A 16,552-nucleotide genomic window follows, 5' to 3' on the forward strand; every position below is an offset into this window, starting at 1 on the left:
CCACTGGCAACACCCGCAGCCCGCGCCCTTACCGGCGCGGGTTTCTTTTTTTGTAGGAGGGGCTTTCGGCTCTGGCGTCCTGCTTCGCTCTACCTCCTGCATCCATGCAGTCGTAGCCGCGACTGTCGCCGCTGAAGCGCCTCCCACGGTTCACCTGATTTACCGGAACACCCATGACTGATACACGCTCCCCTTCCCTGCTCGATGCCCTGCTGCCGATTGGCGTGCTGGTGCTGCTGCTGGGTCTCTCCGTTTACCTGTATGGCGACAGCTCCTCCAGCGGGCCGAACCAGATCGCGCTGATGAGCGCGGCCTTTGTCGCTGGCCTGGTCGGCCTGAAGAATGGCCTGCAATGGGCGCAGATCGAGGAAGGCATCCTCGCCGGCATCCATATGGCGATGAAGGCCAACCTGATCCTGCTGGCGGTCGGTGCGCTGATCGGCACCTGGATTCTTGCCGGCACGGTGCCGACCATGATCTGGCTCGGTCTCAAGCTGATTTCCGCAGAATACTTTTACGTCACCAGTTGCCTGATCTGCGCCCTCACCGCGCTTTCGATCGGCAGCTCCTGGACGGTGGCCGGCACCCTGGGCATCGGCCTGATGGGCGTGGCGGCAGGCTTGGGCCTGGACCCGGCGATTACCGCCGGAGCGATCATTTCTGGCGCCTACTTTGGCGACAAGCTCTCGCCGCTGTCGGACACCACCAACCTGGCGCCCGCTGCGGCCGGGGCGGATCTGTTCGCGCATATCCGCCTGATGCTGCGCACCACCACACCGGCTTTGTTGATTGCCCTGGTGATTTTCTTCGTGCTCGGCCAGCAAGCCAGTAACAGTCACGACACCGCGCGTATCGCCGAAGTGCTGACCGCGCTGGAAACCCAATTCAGCCTGGGCTGGCACCTGCTGCTGCCGGTGGCCCTGCTGCTGTTTCTCGCCGTGCGCCAGTGGGCGGCCTTTCCAGCAGTGTTTGTTGCGGCGCTGCTCGGCGGCGTGTTTGCCGTGGCGTTTCAGCCCGAGGTGATGGCGCGTTTGGCCGATCCGGCTGCCGGCAGCCTGGCGCCGCTGAAAACCGTGTGGAGCGCGCTGTTCGCCGGCTATGAATCGAGCAGCGGCAACCCGGCGCTGGATGGCCTGCTGTCCAAGGGCGGCATGGCCAGCATGCTCACCACCGTGTGGCTGATCATCTGCGCTATGTGTTTTGGCGGCGTGCTGGAAAAGCTCGGCCTGCTGCAGCGCCTGCTACAAAGCACCCTGCACCTGGCAAAAAGCACCAGCAGCCTGATCGTCAGCACCATTGCCACCAGCATCGGCACCAACATCATCACCGCCGACCAGTACATCGCCCTGGTGCTGCCGGGCCGCATGTACCGCGCCGAGTATGAGAAGCGCGGGCTGGCGCCGGTCAACCTGTCACGCGCCCTGGAAGACGGCGGCACCCTGACCTCGGTGCTGGTGCCGTGGAACACCTGCGGCGCCTATATGGCCGCCACTCTGGGCGTGGCGACCCTGAGTTACCTGCCGTACTGCTTCTTCAACCTGCTGATGCCGCTATTGGCGATTTGCCTGGCGTTTATCTTCCCGCCGCAGCCCGCTGTGCAACACAGCGCCGAACGCGACGACCTGTCGCAGGCCTGAACCCATGCCCGCCCGCAACTGCGCGTCAGCGCGTAGTTCGGGCGCGCCAGGGCTGCCCCTAGGCCGAGAAATCGCCGCCAAAGGTACAGCCCGCCTGGCCGGGCGATAAATCCGCTGCCAATTTCCACGCAAATCAGGCATCTTCGTCGGCGCATCTAGATGCCTCTGGCACCTCCAACTCAATAAAAAAGCCCTGAATCTGGAATTCTGATCATGTATGCGTTGATGGCACTGACCTTCGTCTTCGGTTACCTGTGTATCGCCCTCGAACACCCGCTGAAAGTCGACAAAGCCGCATCGGCAATTCTCACCGCTGTTATCTGCTGGACCCTGCTGGTTCTGGGCGCGGACAGCATTCTGCCGCTGATTGGCGCCGCCACCGCCGGCGCCAGTGGCAATGACCATCACGTCACCGAAGAGCTGCGCCATCATCTGGGCGAAATCTCCGAGATCCTGTTCTTCCTGATGGGCGCCATGACCATCGTCGAGCTGATCGACGCCCATGAAGGCTTCAAGGTCATCACCGACCGCATCCGCACCAACAAGCGCGTGCACCTGCTCTGGCTGGTGGGGTTGATCACCTTCTTCCTCTCGGCGGCGCTGGATAACCTGGCCACCACCATCGTGATGATCTCGCTGCTGCGCAAACTGATCGACGACCAGAAGGAACGCTGGTTCTATGCCGGCATCGTGGTGATTGCCGCCAACGCAGGCGGCGCCTGGTCGCCGATTGGTGACGTAACCACCACCATGCTGTGGATCGGCAACCAGGTCACCGCCAGTGGCATCGTGGTCAAGCTGATCATCCCCAGTATGATCTGCCTGCTGGTGCCGCTGACCATCATGAGCTTCGTGCTCAAGGGTGACATCACCCCGCCCAAGCACAAGGAAAGCCGCGAAAGCCGTCGCGACCCGACCACGCCCTTCGAGCGCAACCTGGTATTTGTCATGGGCCTGGGCGCGCTGATCTTCGTCCCGGTGTTCAAGACCATCACCCACCTGCCGCCGTATATGGGCATCCTGTTCGGCCTCGGCGTGCTCTGGGTCACCACCGAAATCATCCACCGCAGCAAAAACAGCGAAGAAAAAGACCCGCTCTCGGTGGTCGGCGTATTGCGCCGTATCGACGTCACCAGCGTGCTGTTCTTCCTCGGCATCCTGCTGGCGGTGTCCAGCCTGTCCACCGCTGGCCACCTGATTGACGTCGCCACCTACCTGAAAGACAGCCTGGGCAATGTCTACACCATCGCCATGTCCATCGGCCTGCTCTCCGCCGTGGTGGACAACGTGCCGATGGTCGCCGGTGCAATGAAGATGTACCCCTTGGTCAGCCCTGAAACCCTGGCCATGGCGGGTAGTGAAAGCAGTTGGCTGAGCAACTTTGTGGTCAACGGCAATTTCTGGGAAATGCTCGCCTACTGCGCCGGCACCGGCGGTAGCTGCCTGATCATCGGCTCAGCGGCCGGCGTAGCCGCCATGGGCATGGAGAAGATCAACTTTATCTGGTACGTGAAGTACATCAGCGGCCTGGCCTTTGCCGGTTATATCGCCGGTGCCCTGAGCTATATCGCACTCTTCGCCCTTTAAGCCACGCCATGAGGCGGTTGTAGCAACCGCCTCATGCAGGAGCTCTTATGGAAGTCAGTAAAACCCGCAGCAGCTTCTATCGCCGCCTGTATGTGGCCTGGCTGATCGACAGCGGCGCCGCCACCAGCGTCCCGGCGCTGATGGCCGCCACCGGCATGCCACGGCGCACCGCCCAGGACACCCTAAGCGCCCTGACCGAACTGGATATCGAATGCGCATTCGCCCAACAAAACGGCGAACGAAACAACGCTGGCCACTATGAAATTCTCGACTGGGGCGCGATCAACCCCCAGTGGATTGCCGCCAACCTGGCGCAGATCAAGGCCGTGCTGGGCTATCCCTAAACTGCCGAGGCCGCCATGCGCAGCTCCCGCCGCCTACTGCTGGTCATTGTGTTTCTGCTCAGCTTGTTTGTGCTGTTCGAAACCCTGGGTATCCGTGCACAGTTCAGCCTGGATGCCTTGCAGGCGCTGATTCTTATGCACCCGGTCGCCGGCCTGCTGCTGTTTATTCTGCTGTTTGCCCTCGGCAATCTGATCCAGATTCCCGGCTGGGTATTTCTCGCAGCTGCAGTGCTGGCACTCGGGCAGATTTATGGCGGCATCGTCACCTATGTAGCGGCCTGCGTGTCCTGCATCGTCACCTACATCACCATTCGCTATCTGGGCGGTAACGCCCTGCGCGAGTTGAACAATCCCCTGGCGCAACGCCTGCTAAGCGGTCTCGACCGCCGCCCACTGGCCAGCATCATTATCTTGCGCATACTGTTTCAGACCGTACCGGCGTTGAACTATGCACTGGCCCTGTCCGGCGTACGCTTTCGCACCTACCTGCTCGGCACCCTGCTCGGCCTGCCTCTGCCGATTGCCCTGTACTGCGTGTTCTTCGATTACCTGGCCATGCTGCTGAACATTGCCCACTAGAGCGGGCATTGCGCGTTTACATAAGCTCGACAAGCAAGCGGCGCCCAGCTGTGGGAAAATCCCGCGCCCCAAGCCTGCGATCTGCCTGCCATGTCCCTGCCGCCGAAACGCCCCAGCCGTAAACCCGCCGCGCCGCGCCCTGCTCCCAGCAAATCTGCTGCCGGCAAGCCCGATGCAGCCAAGGGCCAGTTGCACCCACGCAACCGTCATCAGGGGCGCTATGACTTTCCCGCGCTGATCAAGGCCAGCCCGGAGCTGGCGGCCTTTGTGATCATTAATCCCTATGGCAATGAGAGCATCGACTTCGCCAATCCGGCGGCGGTTAAGGTGTTCAACCGGGCGCTGCTCAAGCAGTTTTATGGCATCAGTCATTGGGATATTCCGGCGGATTACCTGTGCCCGCCGATCCCCGGCCGCGCCGATTACCTGCATTACTTGGCCGACCTGCTGGCCGCCAGCAATGGCGGTCAGATCCCGCACGGGGCCAAGGTGCGTGCACTGGATATTGGCGTGGGCGCCAACTGCATCTACCCATTGCTGGGTAACCGCGAATACGCCTGGCAGTTTCTCGGCTCGGACATCGCCGCCAGTGCCATCGCCTCGGCCAAGGCCATCGTGCAGGCCAACCCGGGCCTGGGCGAGGCGATTGAGCTGCGCCAGCAGCGCGACAGCGCGCATATCTTCCAGGGCTTGCTACAGAGCGATGAGCGTTTCGACCTGAGCCTGTGCAACCCGCCCTTCCATGCCAGCGCGGAAGAAGCCAGCAGCGGCAGCAAACGCAAATGGCGCAACCTTGGCAAGCTCGACCCCAAGCGCAAACTGCCGGTATTGAATTTCGGCGGCCAGGCGGCGGAGCTGTGGTGCAAGGGTGGTGAAGCGGCGTTTGTCAGCCAGTTGATCAAGGAAAGTGTCGCGGTGGGTCAGCAGGTGCTGTGGTTTAGCAGCCTGATTTCCAAGGCCGGCAACCTACCGGGCGTTTACAGCGAGTTGAAGAAAGCCGGCGCACTCCAGGTACAAACCGTGGAAATGGCCCAGGGCCAGAAGCAGAGCCGCTTTGTTGCCTGGACCTTCCAGACACCAGAGCAGCAGCAGGCCTGGCGCAAAGCCCGCTGGTCGTAGGCTGGCAACGCGATGACGCGTTGCACGTAGCCCGGATGCAATCCGGGAGTGAATCTTGCGGCCAGCAAAGCGCCCCGGATTGCATCCGGGCTACGGCTTACGCCTACCAGGGCAGCCAACCGCCCAACGCCAGCCACACCCCCGCCACGCCCATGCTCAGCAGGGTCACTGGCACGCCGCTGCGGGCGAAGTCGACAAAGCTCAGCGGTACACCCTGACGCCGCGCGCTTTCGGCGACGATCAGGTTGACCACACTGCCGATCAGCAGCAAGTTGCCGGCCAGGGTCGACATGATCGCCAGACCCACCAGCAAGGTTTCGCTGGCATCCGGCAACACGCCCAGCAGCAACATCACGTAGGGCACATTGCCAATCAGGTTGCCGGCCAGCAAGGATAGGCTCGCCAGGGTGATCACCCCGTGCGGCAGCAGGCCCAGCTCGGCCAGATTACCAGCCATACCAGCGACCTGCGGCAGGCTCATCGCCGCGCCAGTAACGACGAATAACCCGGCAAACAGCAGCAATAGGTTCCAGTCGACCTTCTGCACATAGTCGCGGCTGTCCACCCGCCGCGAAATCATCACCAAGGCGGCAATCAGCAGCGCAGAAATCTCCCGCGGCAGGCTCGTGGAAAACAACCCGAGCAGCACCAGGCTGGCCAGCAAGGGTTTCAGGTAACTGCGTACACCGTAAATATGCTGCACCGGGGTTTCTTCCTGCAGCGCCGGCTTGGCCGTACCCCAGCGTTTGCGCCACTGCAGCCAGATCACCGCGTAGGTAATGGCCAAGGCCGCCAGTGCCGGCGGACCGGCGATGAAGGTATACGACCAGAAGTCCAGGCCACCGGCCTGACCGATCAGAATGTTCTGCGGATTACCAATCAGGCTGGCGGATGAGCCGGCATTGCACGCCAGCGCCAACGCCAGGAGAAACGGCCGTGGGTCGAGGCCGCGCGCCAGCAAGCTATGGCACAGCAGCGGGGTCAGAGCGAAAGCAACGATGTCATTGACCAGCAGCGCCGACAGCACACCGCCCAGCACAACCACGCCCAACAGCAGCAGCGCCGGCTGCTCGGCATAGTGGCTGAGTTGCTGATTAAGCCAGGCGTATACGCCGGAGAAATCGAATTGCGCGCTGATCAGCATCAACGCCAGCAGCAGCAACAGCGCGCCGGCATCCAGGTGGCTGGCCGCATCAGCAGGTGACTGCACGCCGCTGACCAGCAGCAACACCGCCGCGCAGCCGGCAATCCAGCTGCGATCGACGCGCAGGCCACGAATGCCCCCTGCGGCCATGCCCAGGTAGGTCAATACAAACAAAAGTGAAACGACCCAGAAGGTCATGCTGCAGCCATCCCCATTACCGCCGCGCAATTGCGCTGCAGCACTGTAATGGCACTGCCGTTAGCGGGCTAGCCGTAACAGGCTTTAGCAGAGACAAATAGAGCACTGGCAGCCTGTGCCCTGATATTGCGCTACAACTTCTGCTACATGACAGTGAGCAGCGACCTGAGTAAAAAGCGCACAAAGTGTAAGGATTCGCGCTGCAGCAACTATCCTTCATGCAAAGGCAGGCAAATTGGGCACATCCACGGAAATACTTACCCACAAGATGACGTTTTAATGGCATTTCATCTGCGCCATTGCAGTGCTATTACTGCGTTATGGGCCAACGCGCACCTGCTCTTGCGGTTGCAACTAAGGGGTATAAATGAAGTGGAAAAACCTGTTCGTCGCCCTCTGCCTGTTGCTGGGCCTGCCCGCGCAAGCCAGTGAACAGCCGGAACTGAAGATCAGCGTCGGCGACTGGCCGCCCTATCTGTCCAGCGAGTTGCAACATAACGGAGTCATCGCCCACCTGATCAGCGACCTGCTGGCCGATGAGGGTTATCGCGTCACCTTTCAGTTTTTGCCCTGGCCACGGGCTTATTCAGCGGCGGCGGCGGGCCGCTTTGATGGCACCGCAGTGTGGATGCACAAAGCAGAGCGCGAGGCGGACTTTCTGTTCAGCGCGCCACTGCTCGATGAACAATTCGTGTTCTTTCACCTGAAAAGCCTGCCCTTCGACTGGCAGACCTTTGACGACCTCACCGGTATGACCTTGGGCGGTGGCCTGGAATACAGCTACGGCCCGCAGTTCGATGCCTTTCTCGCCGAGAACAAGGTGAAGATCGAGCGCGTCTCCAACGACCAGCAGAACTTCGACAAGCTGCTCAAGGAGCGCGTGGTGCTCTACCCGCAGGAGATGAACGTCGGCTACGCCGCCCTGCGCAGCCACTTCAGTGCGCAAGATCAGGCCAAGATCACCCATCACCGCAAACCACTGCTGGTCAACCTCAGCTACTTGATGCTGCCCAAAAGCCTGGAAGGCAGCCCGGCGCTGCTCGAACGCTTCAATAAACGCCTGCAGCTCTACCGTGACAGCGGCCGTTATCAGCGTTATTTCGATGATCTACAGCAAGGCAAGTACCAGCAGGAGCCGTCAGCATCACCGGCAAGCGAGTAAAGCCCGGTCTTTTATGCACAACTGACTAGAGTGTTTTAGAGGATCACATGCACATCCAGAATAAGAAGAAATGGACGAGCGGGCCCTGCAGCGGCCTACGATCATGGCAAGGAGCTTATCGATGACTTCTCGACAGCTGCTGCGTGGCCTGCTGATCAGCTGCCTGCTGACGCCAGGTTTTGCCAATGCAGCGGAGCCAGGCCTGAGCACGGATGAAGTGCGTATCGGCATGGTCAACGCGCAGAGCGGCCCGGCGGCTGCCCTGGGGTTAGGCATGCTCAATGGCGCCCAGGCCTACTTCAAGCGCGTCAACGCCGAAGGCGGGGTACATGGTCGGCGGATCAACCTGCTCAGCCGGGACGATGGCTACGAGCCCAGCCAGACCGCCGCACACACCCGCAGCCTGTTGAAAACCCAACAGGTGTTCGCCCTGCTCGGTTACGTCGGCACGCCCACCTCGCGTGCCGCTGTGCCATTGGCTTTGCGGGCGCAGGTGCCTTACCTGTTCCCCTTTACCGGCGCCGAGTTTCTGCGCACACCGGCAAGACCTGGGGTGTTCAATATTCGCGCCTCCTATATCGAGGAAACCGAACAACTGGTCGAACGCATGACCGAGGACCTCAAGCTGAGCAAGATCGCCATCCTGATGCAGGACGACTCCTTCGGTGAGTCGGTCAAGGGCGGCCTTAACGGCGCCCTACTCAAGCGTGACCTGACGATTTATGCGCAGGCGCGCATCCAGCGCAATTCGCTGGACGTAACCGCGGCCATCAAGGCGCTGCAGCTTACGCAACCGGAAGCGGTGTTCTTTGTCGGCACCTACAGGCAACTGGCGGCCGCGATCAAGCAGGCAAAAGCGCTGGGCTTCAACACGCGGTTTATGACGGTGTCATTTATCGGCACCGAGGGCTTTATCCGCGAGGCCGGCAATGACGGCGACGGGGTGTATATCTCCCAGGTGGTGCCCTCTCCGCACGACAGCTCGCTGGCGCTGGTGCGGGCCTATCAGGCCGATATGCAGCCCGGCGACTTTGACCATGCTTCGCTGGAGGGTTATATCGGCGCGGCGGTGTTTACTCAGGCGCTGCGCACGGCCGGCGCGGAACCGACACGGGAGGCGTTTCTTGACGCGCTGGAACACCTCAAAACGGATCTGGGCGGCTTCAAGGTGGCGTTCTCGCGCAGTCAGCATCAGGGCTCCAGCGCGGTATACCTGACCCGTATCGAGAATGGCCAAGCCATACCTGTTACCCGCATGCGCTAGCGCCCGGCCAGCTGCACCTGCAACAGGTCGGCCACCGGCAGCGCCACGCCGAGGCGGCTGAGGTTCCAGTAGTGCCCTTCCAGCGTGCGATTGACCAGCAAGGTGGCCGGCGCCGGTTGCAGGCTGCCCAAGGCACCCAGCACATCAGGCAACAGCCGCTGCACCTGCTCATGCAGCGGCGTGGCGGCAAAATCCCAATGCACTCCTGGCTGCAACAGCGGCCCGAGCAAGCCATGCAGCTGACGGTACAAACCATAGGGCGTGGTGGATTGCGGCTGGCGTGTGCCGAGCGCCTGGAAGGCCTTTTCCAGCTGTTCGCCGTCGCGGGCCTGCAACGCCTTGTAGGTTTGCACATAGGCCGCCAGCAATGGCGCAGACAGCGCCTGCACGCAACCGAAGTCATAGACCACCAGTTCACCGGCAACGGTGTAGGCAAAATTGCCCGGATGCGGATCGGCATGCAGCAGGCCCAGCTCAAAGGCCTGGGCACTCAGCCAGCGCACCAGGGTCAGGGCCAGGCGCTCACGCACCTCGGCACTGGCCTGGCTGACCTCGGCAAACGGCAAGCCGGCTTCCTCGCTGAGCGCCAGTACACCGGGGCGGCACAGGTCTGCCTGCGGCTGCGGCAGACGCAGGCCCGGCCAATCGGCGAAATGCGCGCGAAAGTCCTGTAGGCGGCGCATCTCCGCCGGGTAATCCAGCTCGGCCTCGATCACCGCTGCCAGTTCCTGATACAGGCCCTCCAGCTGCTCGGCGGGCGCGCGGAACAAGCGCCCCAGCGGCAACAAACGGCGCAGCTGACGCAGATCCGCCTGGCAGATCTCGGCGATGCCCGGGTATTGCACCTTGAGCACCAGCGCCCGGCCATCCGCCGCCACGGCGCGGTGCACCTGGCCGAGGGACGCTGCGGCAAAGGGTTGTTCGTCGATTTGCTGAAAAAACTGCCCAAGGTCCGCGCCATACACCTGCTGCAAATGCCCGCGCAGCGCGCTGAAGGGCAAGGCCGGCACACGGTTCTGCAGCGAGGCCAACGCCACTGCCACCGGCTCAGGCAGCACACCCTGCCACTGCGAGGCCATTTGCCCCAGCTTGAGTACCGGGCCTTTCATCTCGCCCAGCACATCCGTGAGCAGATCGCCCACCGGCTGCCAGTCAATGCCGCTGCGCCCGGGTCGCAGGCGCTGTCCCAGCACGCTGCCGCCGATACGCGTGGCAGTGCCCGCCAACGTGAGAAAGCGCCCCAGTGCAGAGGCAGACGGTGGAGCGGCGGGAGGCTTGGCCATGCGGCAATACTCATCGAGGCGAAGCACGATCATGCGCCTGCGCCTGACAGGCACCAAGCACTAAGCACTAAGCACTAAGCGGCTCAGGGCTGCGAGCGTGCCAGAAAATCCCGCACCTGCTGCAGATAGGTCACCGACTCGCGCTGACGCTCGATTTCATCCCAGATACGCGCGGCATACGCGGGGTTGGTCGCCACATAAGCATTGGACAGCATCAGGTAGTAGGCCTTCTCTTCCAGCGGCAGCTTGACCTTCTCCAGCCGCGCCGCCAGCGCAGGATTGGCCTGCAGCACGAAATCGCCGCGCAGGCTCTGCAGCGCCGCCGCTTCGATGCGCTTATGACTGAGCATCTGTAGCAGCGCCAAAGGATCGCGGCTGGTTTCATCGACCTCGGCGCCCTGGGCGCGAATAAAGTCGACAATCGAAAAGCCGCTCAGAGACCCCACCCGCCCATGCAACTGGCGAAACTCCTCGCCGTTCCAGCTCACTGGGCTGCCCTTGCGCCGGTACAGGGCATAGATCGAGGTGTGCAGGCGTTTGCGTTCATCCAACCGGCCATCGGCATCCAGTGGGTAACGACCGAGAAGCAAACGCTCCTCTTTGAAGCTGGAGGCAAAGGCGCCGTCATAGGTGCCTTGAGCCATGCCAGACAAACAGCGCTTCCAGGGCACCGCAACGAAGTTGAACTGCAGCGGCAAGGCATCGGCGACCAGACGCAGCAACTGCAGGTTGAGCCCGCTGCCGTCAGTCATCACCCAGGGGTAGGAGTTCTGATCCTCATAACAGAGGGTCAAGGTCTGGGCCGAGCGCGGGGCTGCATGGGTATCAACAACCAGGCAATAGCAGCACAGCAGGCAGATCAACAACTTGGCCAAGTGCAATGCTCCGAGGCAGTGGAGAGCGTCGTTCCCTGATGGTGAGTGCGGCTTCCTGCGCGCTAGGAGCCTGTCGGGCTTAACCGTTCGTAGCGAGGGAAAGCCCGGCTTGAGGCAGTTTTGCTGGTTTTCCGAGGCGAATAGCTGGCTATTTAACGAGGGAAAGCAGCAAAAATGACCAGATCCGGCGTTGCCGCAGTAGAACAGCGTTAAGTCCGACAGGCTCCTAGGCTTCAGTATAGGTAGGCATGGCCCAAGCAACGCTGGCGCAGATCAATTGTCCCGCGCACTCACCGCAAAGCGCTTATCCAGGCCGCTGTAGCCCATGCCCACACCCTTGTGAACTTTCAGCTGCACCGGGATGCGCTCCTTGAGCGCCTCGACGTGGCTGATCACGCCGATCATCTTGCCGCTGGCATTGAGGTTATCCAGGGCGTCCAGGGCCACCTCCAGGGTTTCGCCGTCCAATGTGCCGAAGCCTTCATCGAGAAACAGTGAGTCGATGCTGGTTTTGTGGCTGACCAGGTCGGACAACGCCAAGGCCAGGGCCAGGCTGACCAAAAAGCTCTCGCCGCCGGACAGGGTCTTGGTGTCACGCGCCGCATCGGCCTGCCAGGTGTCGATCACCTCCAGTTCCAGTTCGCCGCTGCTGCGCCGCGCCAGCTGATAACGTCCGTGCAGGCGTTCGAGCTGCTGATTGGCCAGGTAGACCAGATGATCCAGGGTCAGACCCTGGGCGAATTTGCGGTACTTGGCGCCATCCGCCGAGCCGATCAGGCTGTTGAGTTGCTGCCACAAATCGTATTCGCCCTGCTTGGCTTGGATCGCGGCAAACAGGCTTTGCTGACCTTGCCTGCGCGCGTCGTCACCCTGCAGCTGGGCGCGGATTTCGCCCTGGCGTTCGCTCAGGGTTTTAAGTTGGCCGCCCAGGGCGAGCAGTTGTTCGTCCAGTTGCGCCAGGCTAAGCGCGGTGGCCGGGCTGGCCTGGAGGGCAGCCAGTTGCTGTGCGGCGGCACTGGCCAGGGCCTGGGCATCGCTCAAGGCTTTGTCCAGGCGCTGACGCAAGCGCTGCAACGCAGCGCGCTGCGCCTCATCCAGCAGGGCGGCCAGGTAATCGGTTTCATCGTTAAAGGGACTGGCGGCCAGAGCCGCCGACCACTGCTGCTCGGCCTGCTGCAGACGCGCTTGTTCATCGTGCAGTCGACTGGCCAGGGCCTGGCGGCTACCGGCCAATTGCTGCTGACGGCGTTGCGCGTCTTCCAGCTGCACCTGCGCCTGCGGTAAAGCTGCCTGGGCATCGACGGGTCTGGCCAAGGCCGATTGATCGGCCAGGCCCAGGGCAGCCCAACGCTGCTGCCAGAGTTGAGCCTGTTGCACAGCAGCCTGCAGGCCATGCTCCAGCTCGCTGAGCTGGCGCTGTAAATCCAGGCTGTGCTGCTGGTTGTGCTGCCAGAGTTGCCACTCACCCTGGCGCTCGGCCAGCCAGGCGCTGGCATCCTGCGGCAGCGGATAGCCAAAGCTGGTCAGAGTCTTGCTCAGGTTTTCACTGCGTGCGCGCGCAACGTCCTGCAGTTGTTGCAGGCGTAACTGGCCCTGCTCCGCCTGCTCCTGGCGTTGCTGCAGTTGCAGGCGATTAAGCGCCTGCTGCTGTTCCAGTTCGCTGCAGCGCTGCTGCAGATTCAGCCGTGCCTGCTGGCACTGTTCGAGGTGGCTATTGAGCTGTTGCAGCTGCTCGAGGCTCTGCTGCAGCTGTTGTAGCTCAACGCTCTGTTGCGCCTGTTGCTCAGCGAGGGCATCGGCATCGGCCAGCGGGGTTTCCAGCTGGGTATTAAGCGCCCGCCAGTGTTCGCCCTGCTCGGTCTGGGTCTGCTGGCCACGCTCGAATTGCTGTTGCTGCTGCTCCAGGCGCGCGGCGATTTTTTCCAGCTCGCCGGCCAGTTGCCGGCCTTGTTCGGTCAAAGCCTCCAGCTCAGTGCGCTTGCTGTTGAGCAGCGCCTTGGTCGCCGAGACATCCAGGGCCTGATAGGCGCTGATCGCCGGATGCGACTCGGAGCCGCACAGCGGGCAGGCCTCGCCGGGTTGCAGCTGGGCGCGATGGGCTTCTAGGGCCTGGATGCGCTGCTCCTGCTCCAGCAGCTTTTCCTGGGCCTGTACCTGTTGCTGCAGGTCCTTGTAGCTCAGGCGCAACTGCGCCACTTCGGCGCCTTTGGCCTGGTGCTGTTCACGCAAGCTGGCAAGGGCTGTTGTCAGCTGGGTCTGCTCGGCATTCAGACGCTGCTGCGCCGTGGCCAACTCACCCAGCTGCGCCAGCACACCGCCCTGGATATGCAGCTGCTGCCAGCGCTCCCTCAGGGCCGCTTCGCTGCGCCCAACCAATAGCGCATCGCGTTGCTGTTGTGCGGCGTTTTCCTGCTCGCGGGCCTGCTGCAGGCGATTCTGTTCGGCACCCAGTTGCTCAGTCTGCTGGCTCAATTGCGCCTGCAACGCGGCGATGGTTTCTTGCAGCTGCTGTTGACTGAGTTGCAGCTGGGCGATTTCTTCAGCCAGCTGCTGACGCGCCTTTAGCTGCTCGCCCCAGCTACCCAGCTGCTCACCCAACTGCCCATGCTGCGGCTGTGCGGCCAGTTGCTGCTGCACCTGCTGTAAACGCTCGGCCAGCTGCTGACGCTGTGCTTGGCAATCGGCCAGCAGCAAGGCGCTAAGCTCACGGGCCTGCCAAGTGTGCTCGGCGATAGCCTGCTCAACCTGACGCTGTGCGGCGGTATTTTCCTGCAGCGCCTGCTCGGTCTGCGCCAGGCTCTGGCGGGCTTGCTGCCAGCCATGGTGCAGCGGCTGCAAACGCAGTGCCGGCTCGCCGGCGGCCAGTTGCGCCAACTGCGACTGGGCCAGCTGTAAATCCTGCTGCGCCGCCTGCTCGGCCTGCTGGCTGGCATGCAACTGAATCTGGGCTTTGCTCAGCTCTTCACACCAGCGGCGCTGGTGCTGCAACTCGGTTTGCTGAGCGCCGAGGGCGGCTTCATCAATAGCCAGTTGCGCGGCCTGCGTCTGCAACTCGGCGCGTTGCTCTTCGCTGAGCAGTTCAACACCTTCGGCCTTGGCGCGCAGTTGATCGAGAGCGACCTTGGCCTCGCGGCACTGCTCGAACACCCGCTGGGAAATCTGCCCGTAGATATCGGTACCGGTCAGCTCTTCCAGCAGTTCGGCGCGCTGATTGGCGTTGGCTTCGAGAAAGGCGGCAAACCCGCCCTGGGCCAGCAGCATGGATTTGGTAAAGCGCTCGAAGTCCAGCCCCGTCAGACGTTCGGTCTCGCGCAGCTTCTCGTTGATTTTGTCGGTAATGATCTGCCCATCGGCGGCAGCCAGTTCCACCTTGGGCGCCTGCAACGCGCCATCGGCCTTGTCGCGGGCGCGGCGCTGACTCCAGAAGGCGCGGTAACCGACGCCCTTGACCTCGAATTCGACCTCGGCCAGACAATCGGCGGTGTGCCGGCTCATCAGCTCGTTGGCGCTGGCCGACACCGTGCTCATGCGCGGGGTGCGGTGATACAGGGCCAGGCAGATGGCATCCAGCAGCGTGGTCTTGCCCGCGCCCGTTGGCCCGGTGATGGCGAACAGGCCATTGTCCTTGAAGGGGTCGGCGGTGAAATCGATCTTCCACTCGCCCTTGAGCGAATTGAGATTCTTGAGACGCAGGCTAAGGATCTTCATGCCTCGCCCTCGCGCAGTTCACTGACCACCTGCTGATACAGCCCCAGCAGGCGCGCCTGCTCGGCCTCACTCAGGCTTTCACTGCTTAGGCGTTGGGCGAAAACATCCTCGACGCTCAGCTCATCCAGGGTTTCCTTGGCCTGGCCCTGCAAGCTGGCGCTGGCATTGCCGCGCTCGCGACGGATACGCAGCACCTCCACCGGTAGGCCTTCGCACAGCGCGGCGATACGCAGCTGCAAATCGCTTAGGTAATCGTCGGTGCCGACCAGCACCTCCAGCCACACCGGCTGTTCGGCGCTGCCCTGCTCCGCCGCTTGCTTGATCTGCACATCCAGCTCTTTAAGCGAGCCGCGCAGCGACAGCAACGGCTGAAAACGCGGCACCGGCAGCGCGGTGATCTGGCGCAAGCCGCTGCTATCCAGCTCCACCAGCAGCACTTCTTTCTGCTGTTTGGCTTCATCGAAGCTCAGCGCAATCGGCGAGCCGCAGTAGCGGATATGCTCCAGGCCACCGACCTTCTGCGGGCGGTGGATATGCCCCAGGGCGATATAGGCCGCGGGCGGAAAGGCGCTGGTGGGAAAGGCCTCCAGGCTGCCGACATAGATCTCGCGCACCGAATCGCTGGCGCTGGCACCCACGGTGGTGAGATGCCCTGTGGCGATAATCGGCAGGTCGCCGTCCAGCTCGGCACGCTTGGCCTCGGCCAGGGCATAGAGGTCCTGATAATGCTGCTGGATCGCCTGCTGCAGCGACTGCTGTTTGTCCTGTGCGCTCTGCCCGGCCTGGCTCAGCAATACGTCGCGCGGGCGGATAAAGGGGATGCCACAGAGAATCGCACCGGGCGAGCCATCGCGCAGATGCAGCACCAGCAGCTGCTCATCCAGCTGCTCGCAGACGCCGGGAATCACCCGCGTACCCAATTGCGCCAGCAGCGTCTTGCTCTCGCCAAGCATGGCCACCGAATCATGGTTACCGCCGAGCACCACTAGCTCGCAGCCGGTGCCACGCAACTCGACGATAAAGCGGTTGTACTGCTCGCGGGCGTAGCTGGGCGGCGCGCCGGTGTCGAAGATATCGCCGGCGATCAGCACGGCATCGACGGCCTGTTCGCGCACCTGCTCGATCAGCCAGGCGCAAAAGGCCTGATGCTCGGCCTGGCGGGTCTTGCCCATAAAGTGCTGACCGAGGTGCCAGTCGGAGGTGTGCAGGATGCGCATATTTAGAAAACCCAATCCTTGACCACCATATGGGTCTTCACTTTCTGCATACCGGGGAAGTTTTCGATCTCGCCGCGAATCTCGCTCAAGCGCTGCATCGACGCGGCTTCGATGGACACCAGCATGTCGGTCTCGCCACTGATGCCGCTGCAACGGCGCACCTCGGGAAACACGCGCATTAGCTCGACATAGTGCTCGCAGCGCCCGCCCTGATAGAACAGCTCCAGATAGGCCTTGATCCCAGCAGCCCCAGGAACCGCCACTTGGGCGTGATAGCCGCTGATCACACCGGCCTGCTCCAGCTGACGAATGCGCTCGCTGACCGCCGAGCGCGACAGGTTGACCTCGCGGGCGATCTGGCTGACGGGCAAACGCGCATCGGCGCGCAAAAGGGCGAGTATCTGCTGATCGAACTTGTCCACGCGGGGCTCTCAG

The 16,552-nt window shown here is 62.5% G+C and carries 13 protein-coding genes; 7 read left to right on the forward strand and 6 right to left on the reverse strand.

Annotated features, from left to right (window positions below):
- Positions 1 to 173 precede the first annotated feature (173 nt).
- The 5 genes from nhaC to rlmF all read left to right on the forward strand — a co-directional run bounded on the left by nhaC (position 174) and on the right by rlmF (position 5,266).
- Complete coding sequence (nhaC, locus tag Q8M42_RS19720; RefSeq protein ID WP_304864714.1) at positions 174 to 1,637, forward strand: Na+/H+ antiporter NhaC; 1,464 nt, start codon at positions 174 to 176, stop codon at positions 1,635 to 1,637.
- Positions 1,638 to 1,850: 213 nt separating this feature from the next.
- Positions 1,851 to 3,224, forward strand: coding sequence for a sodium:proton antiporter NhaD (gene nhaD, locus Q8M42_RS19725; protein ID WP_304864716.1), 1,374 nt, complete (start codon positions 1,851 to 1,853; stop codon positions 3,222 to 3,224).
- Between the two features lie 47 nt (positions 3,225 to 3,271).
- Entirely contained in the window at positions 3,272 to 3,568 is a 297-nt protein-coding gene (locus Q8M42_RS19730) for a winged helix-turn-helix domain-containing protein (RefSeq protein WP_304864718.1), read from the forward strand.
- A 15-nt stretch (positions 3,569 to 3,583) separates the two neighbouring features.
- Positions 3,584 to 4,147 carry a VTT domain-containing protein gene (locus Q8M42_RS19735; protein WP_304864720.1) on the forward strand — a complete coding sequence of 188 codons (564 nt, stop codon included), beginning with the start codon at positions 3,584 to 3,586 and terminating at the stop codon, positions 4,145 to 4,147.
- A gap of 90 nt (positions 4,148 to 4,237) precedes the next feature.
- Complete coding sequence (gene rlmF, locus Q8M42_RS19740; protein ID WP_304864722.1) at positions 4,238 to 5,266, forward strand: 23S rRNA (adenine(1618)-N(6))-methyltransferase RlmF; 1,029 nt, start codon at positions 4,238 to 4,240, stop codon at positions 5,264 to 5,266.
- Between the two features lie 103 nt (positions 5,267 to 5,369).
- On the opposite strand, the gene Q8M42_RS19745 is transcribed toward rlmF, so the two are convergent.
- Positions 5,370 to 6,608, reverse strand: a complete 1,239-nt coding sequence (locus Q8M42_RS19745; protein WP_304864724.1) for an SLC13 family permease — start codon at positions 6,606 to 6,608, stop codon at positions 5,370 to 5,372.
- Between the two features lie 367 nt (positions 6,609 to 6,975).
- Here Q8M42_RS19745 and Q8M42_RS19750 point away from each other — a divergent pair, with 367 nt between their 5' ends.
- Both Q8M42_RS19750 and Q8M42_RS19755 read left to right on the forward strand, forming a co-directional pair.
- Entirely contained in the window at positions 6,976 to 7,770 is a 795-nt protein-coding gene (locus Q8M42_RS19750; RefSeq protein WP_304864726.1) for an ABC transporter substrate-binding protein, read from the forward strand.
- Between the two features lie 121 nt (positions 7,771 to 7,891).
- Positions 7,892 to 9,034, forward strand: coding sequence for an ABC transporter substrate-binding protein (locus tag Q8M42_RS19755; RefSeq protein ID WP_304864728.1), 1,143 nt, complete (start codon positions 7,892 to 7,894; stop codon positions 9,032 to 9,034).
- Here the strand turns inward: Q8M42_RS19755 and Q8M42_RS19760 are convergent.
- The 5 genes from Q8M42_RS19760 to Q8M42_RS19780 form a co-directional block, all read right to left on the reverse strand.
- Entirely contained in the window at positions 9,031 to 10,350 is a 1,320-nt protein-coding gene (locus Q8M42_RS19760) for an AarF/ABC1/UbiB kinase family protein (protein ID WP_304864730.1), read from the reverse strand. The two genes, Q8M42_RS19755 and Q8M42_RS19760, sit on opposite strands and share 4 nt — an antisense overlap.
- Before the next feature lie 50 nt (positions 10,351 to 10,400).
- Complete coding sequence (locus Q8M42_RS19765) at positions 10,401 to 11,192, reverse strand: ABC transporter substrate-binding protein (RefSeq protein WP_304864732.1); 792 nt, start codon at positions 11,190 to 11,192, stop codon at positions 10,401 to 10,403.
- Positions 11,193 to 11,465: 273 nt separating this feature from the next.
- A complete protein-coding gene (locus Q8M42_RS19770) occupies positions 11,466 to 14,900 on the reverse strand; it encodes an AAA family ATPase (protein WP_304864734.1) in 3,435 nt (1,144 codons plus the stop codon).
- Positions 14,897 to 16,117: an exonuclease subunit SbcD gene (gene sbcD / locus Q8M42_RS19775; protein ID WP_304864736.1), complete on the reverse strand. Its 1,221-nt coding sequence runs from the start codon at positions 16,115 to 16,117 to the stop codon at positions 14,897 to 14,899. The genes Q8M42_RS19770 and sbcD overlap by 4 nt, the downstream gene beginning before the upstream one ends.
- Positions 16,118 to 16,119: 2 nt before the next feature.
- A complete protein-coding gene (locus Q8M42_RS19780) occupies positions 16,120 to 16,539 on the reverse strand; it encodes an Lrp/AsnC family transcriptional regulator (protein WP_304864738.1) in 420 nt (139 codons plus the stop codon).
- Between the last annotated feature and the right edge of the window lie 13 nt (positions 16,540 to 16,552).

The sequence above is a fragment of the Pseudomonas sp. genome (assembly GCF_030684895.1).
GTDB lineage: Bacteria > Pseudomonadota > Gammaproteobacteria > Pseudomonadales > Pseudomonadaceae > Aquipseudomonas.

Excerpts from the sequence above, each read along its gene's own strand:
- nhaC (WP_304864714.1), top strand. The coding sequence starts at position 174 with ATGACTGATACACGCTCCCCTTCCCTGCTCGATGCCCTGCTGCCGATT.
- nhaD (WP_304864716.1), top strand. The coding sequence starts at position 1,851 with ATGTATGCGTTGATGGCACTGACCTTCGTCTTCGGTTACCTGTGTATC.
- Q8M42_RS19730 (WP_304864718.1), top strand. The coding sequence starts at position 3,272 with ATGGAAGTCAGTAAAACCCGCAGCAGCTTCTATCGCCGCCTGTATGTG.
- Q8M42_RS19735 (WP_304864720.1), top strand. The coding sequence starts at position 3,584 with ATGCGCAGCTCCCGCCGCCTACTGCTGGTCATTGTGTTTCTGCTCAGC.
- rlmF (WP_304864722.1), top strand. The coding sequence starts at position 4,238 with ATGTCCCTGCCGCCGAAACGCCCCAGCCGTAAACCCGCCGCGCCGCGC.
- Q8M42_RS19745 (WP_304864724.1), bottom strand. The coding sequence starts at position 6,608 with ATGACCTTCTGGGTCGTTTCACTTTTGTTTGTATTGACCTACCTGGGC.
- Q8M42_RS19750 (WP_304864726.1), top strand. The coding sequence starts at position 6,976 with ATGAAGTGGAAAAACCTGTTCGTCGCCCTCTGCCTGTTGCTGGGCCTG.
- Q8M42_RS19755 (WP_304864728.1), top strand. The coding sequence starts at position 7,892 with ATGACTTCTCGACAGCTGCTGCGTGGCCTGCTGATCAGCTGCCTGCTG.
- Q8M42_RS19760 (WP_304864730.1), bottom strand. The coding sequence starts at position 10,350 with ATGATCGTGCTTCGCCTCGATGAGTATTGCCGCATGGCCAAGCCTCCC.
- Q8M42_RS19770 (WP_304864734.1), bottom strand. The coding sequence starts at position 14,900 with ATGAAGATCCTTAGCCTGCGTCTCAAGAATCTCAATTCGCTCAAGGGC.
- sbcD (WP_304864736.1), bottom strand. The coding sequence starts at position 16,117 with ATGCGCATCCTGCACACCTCCGACTGGCACCTCGGTCAGCACTTTATG.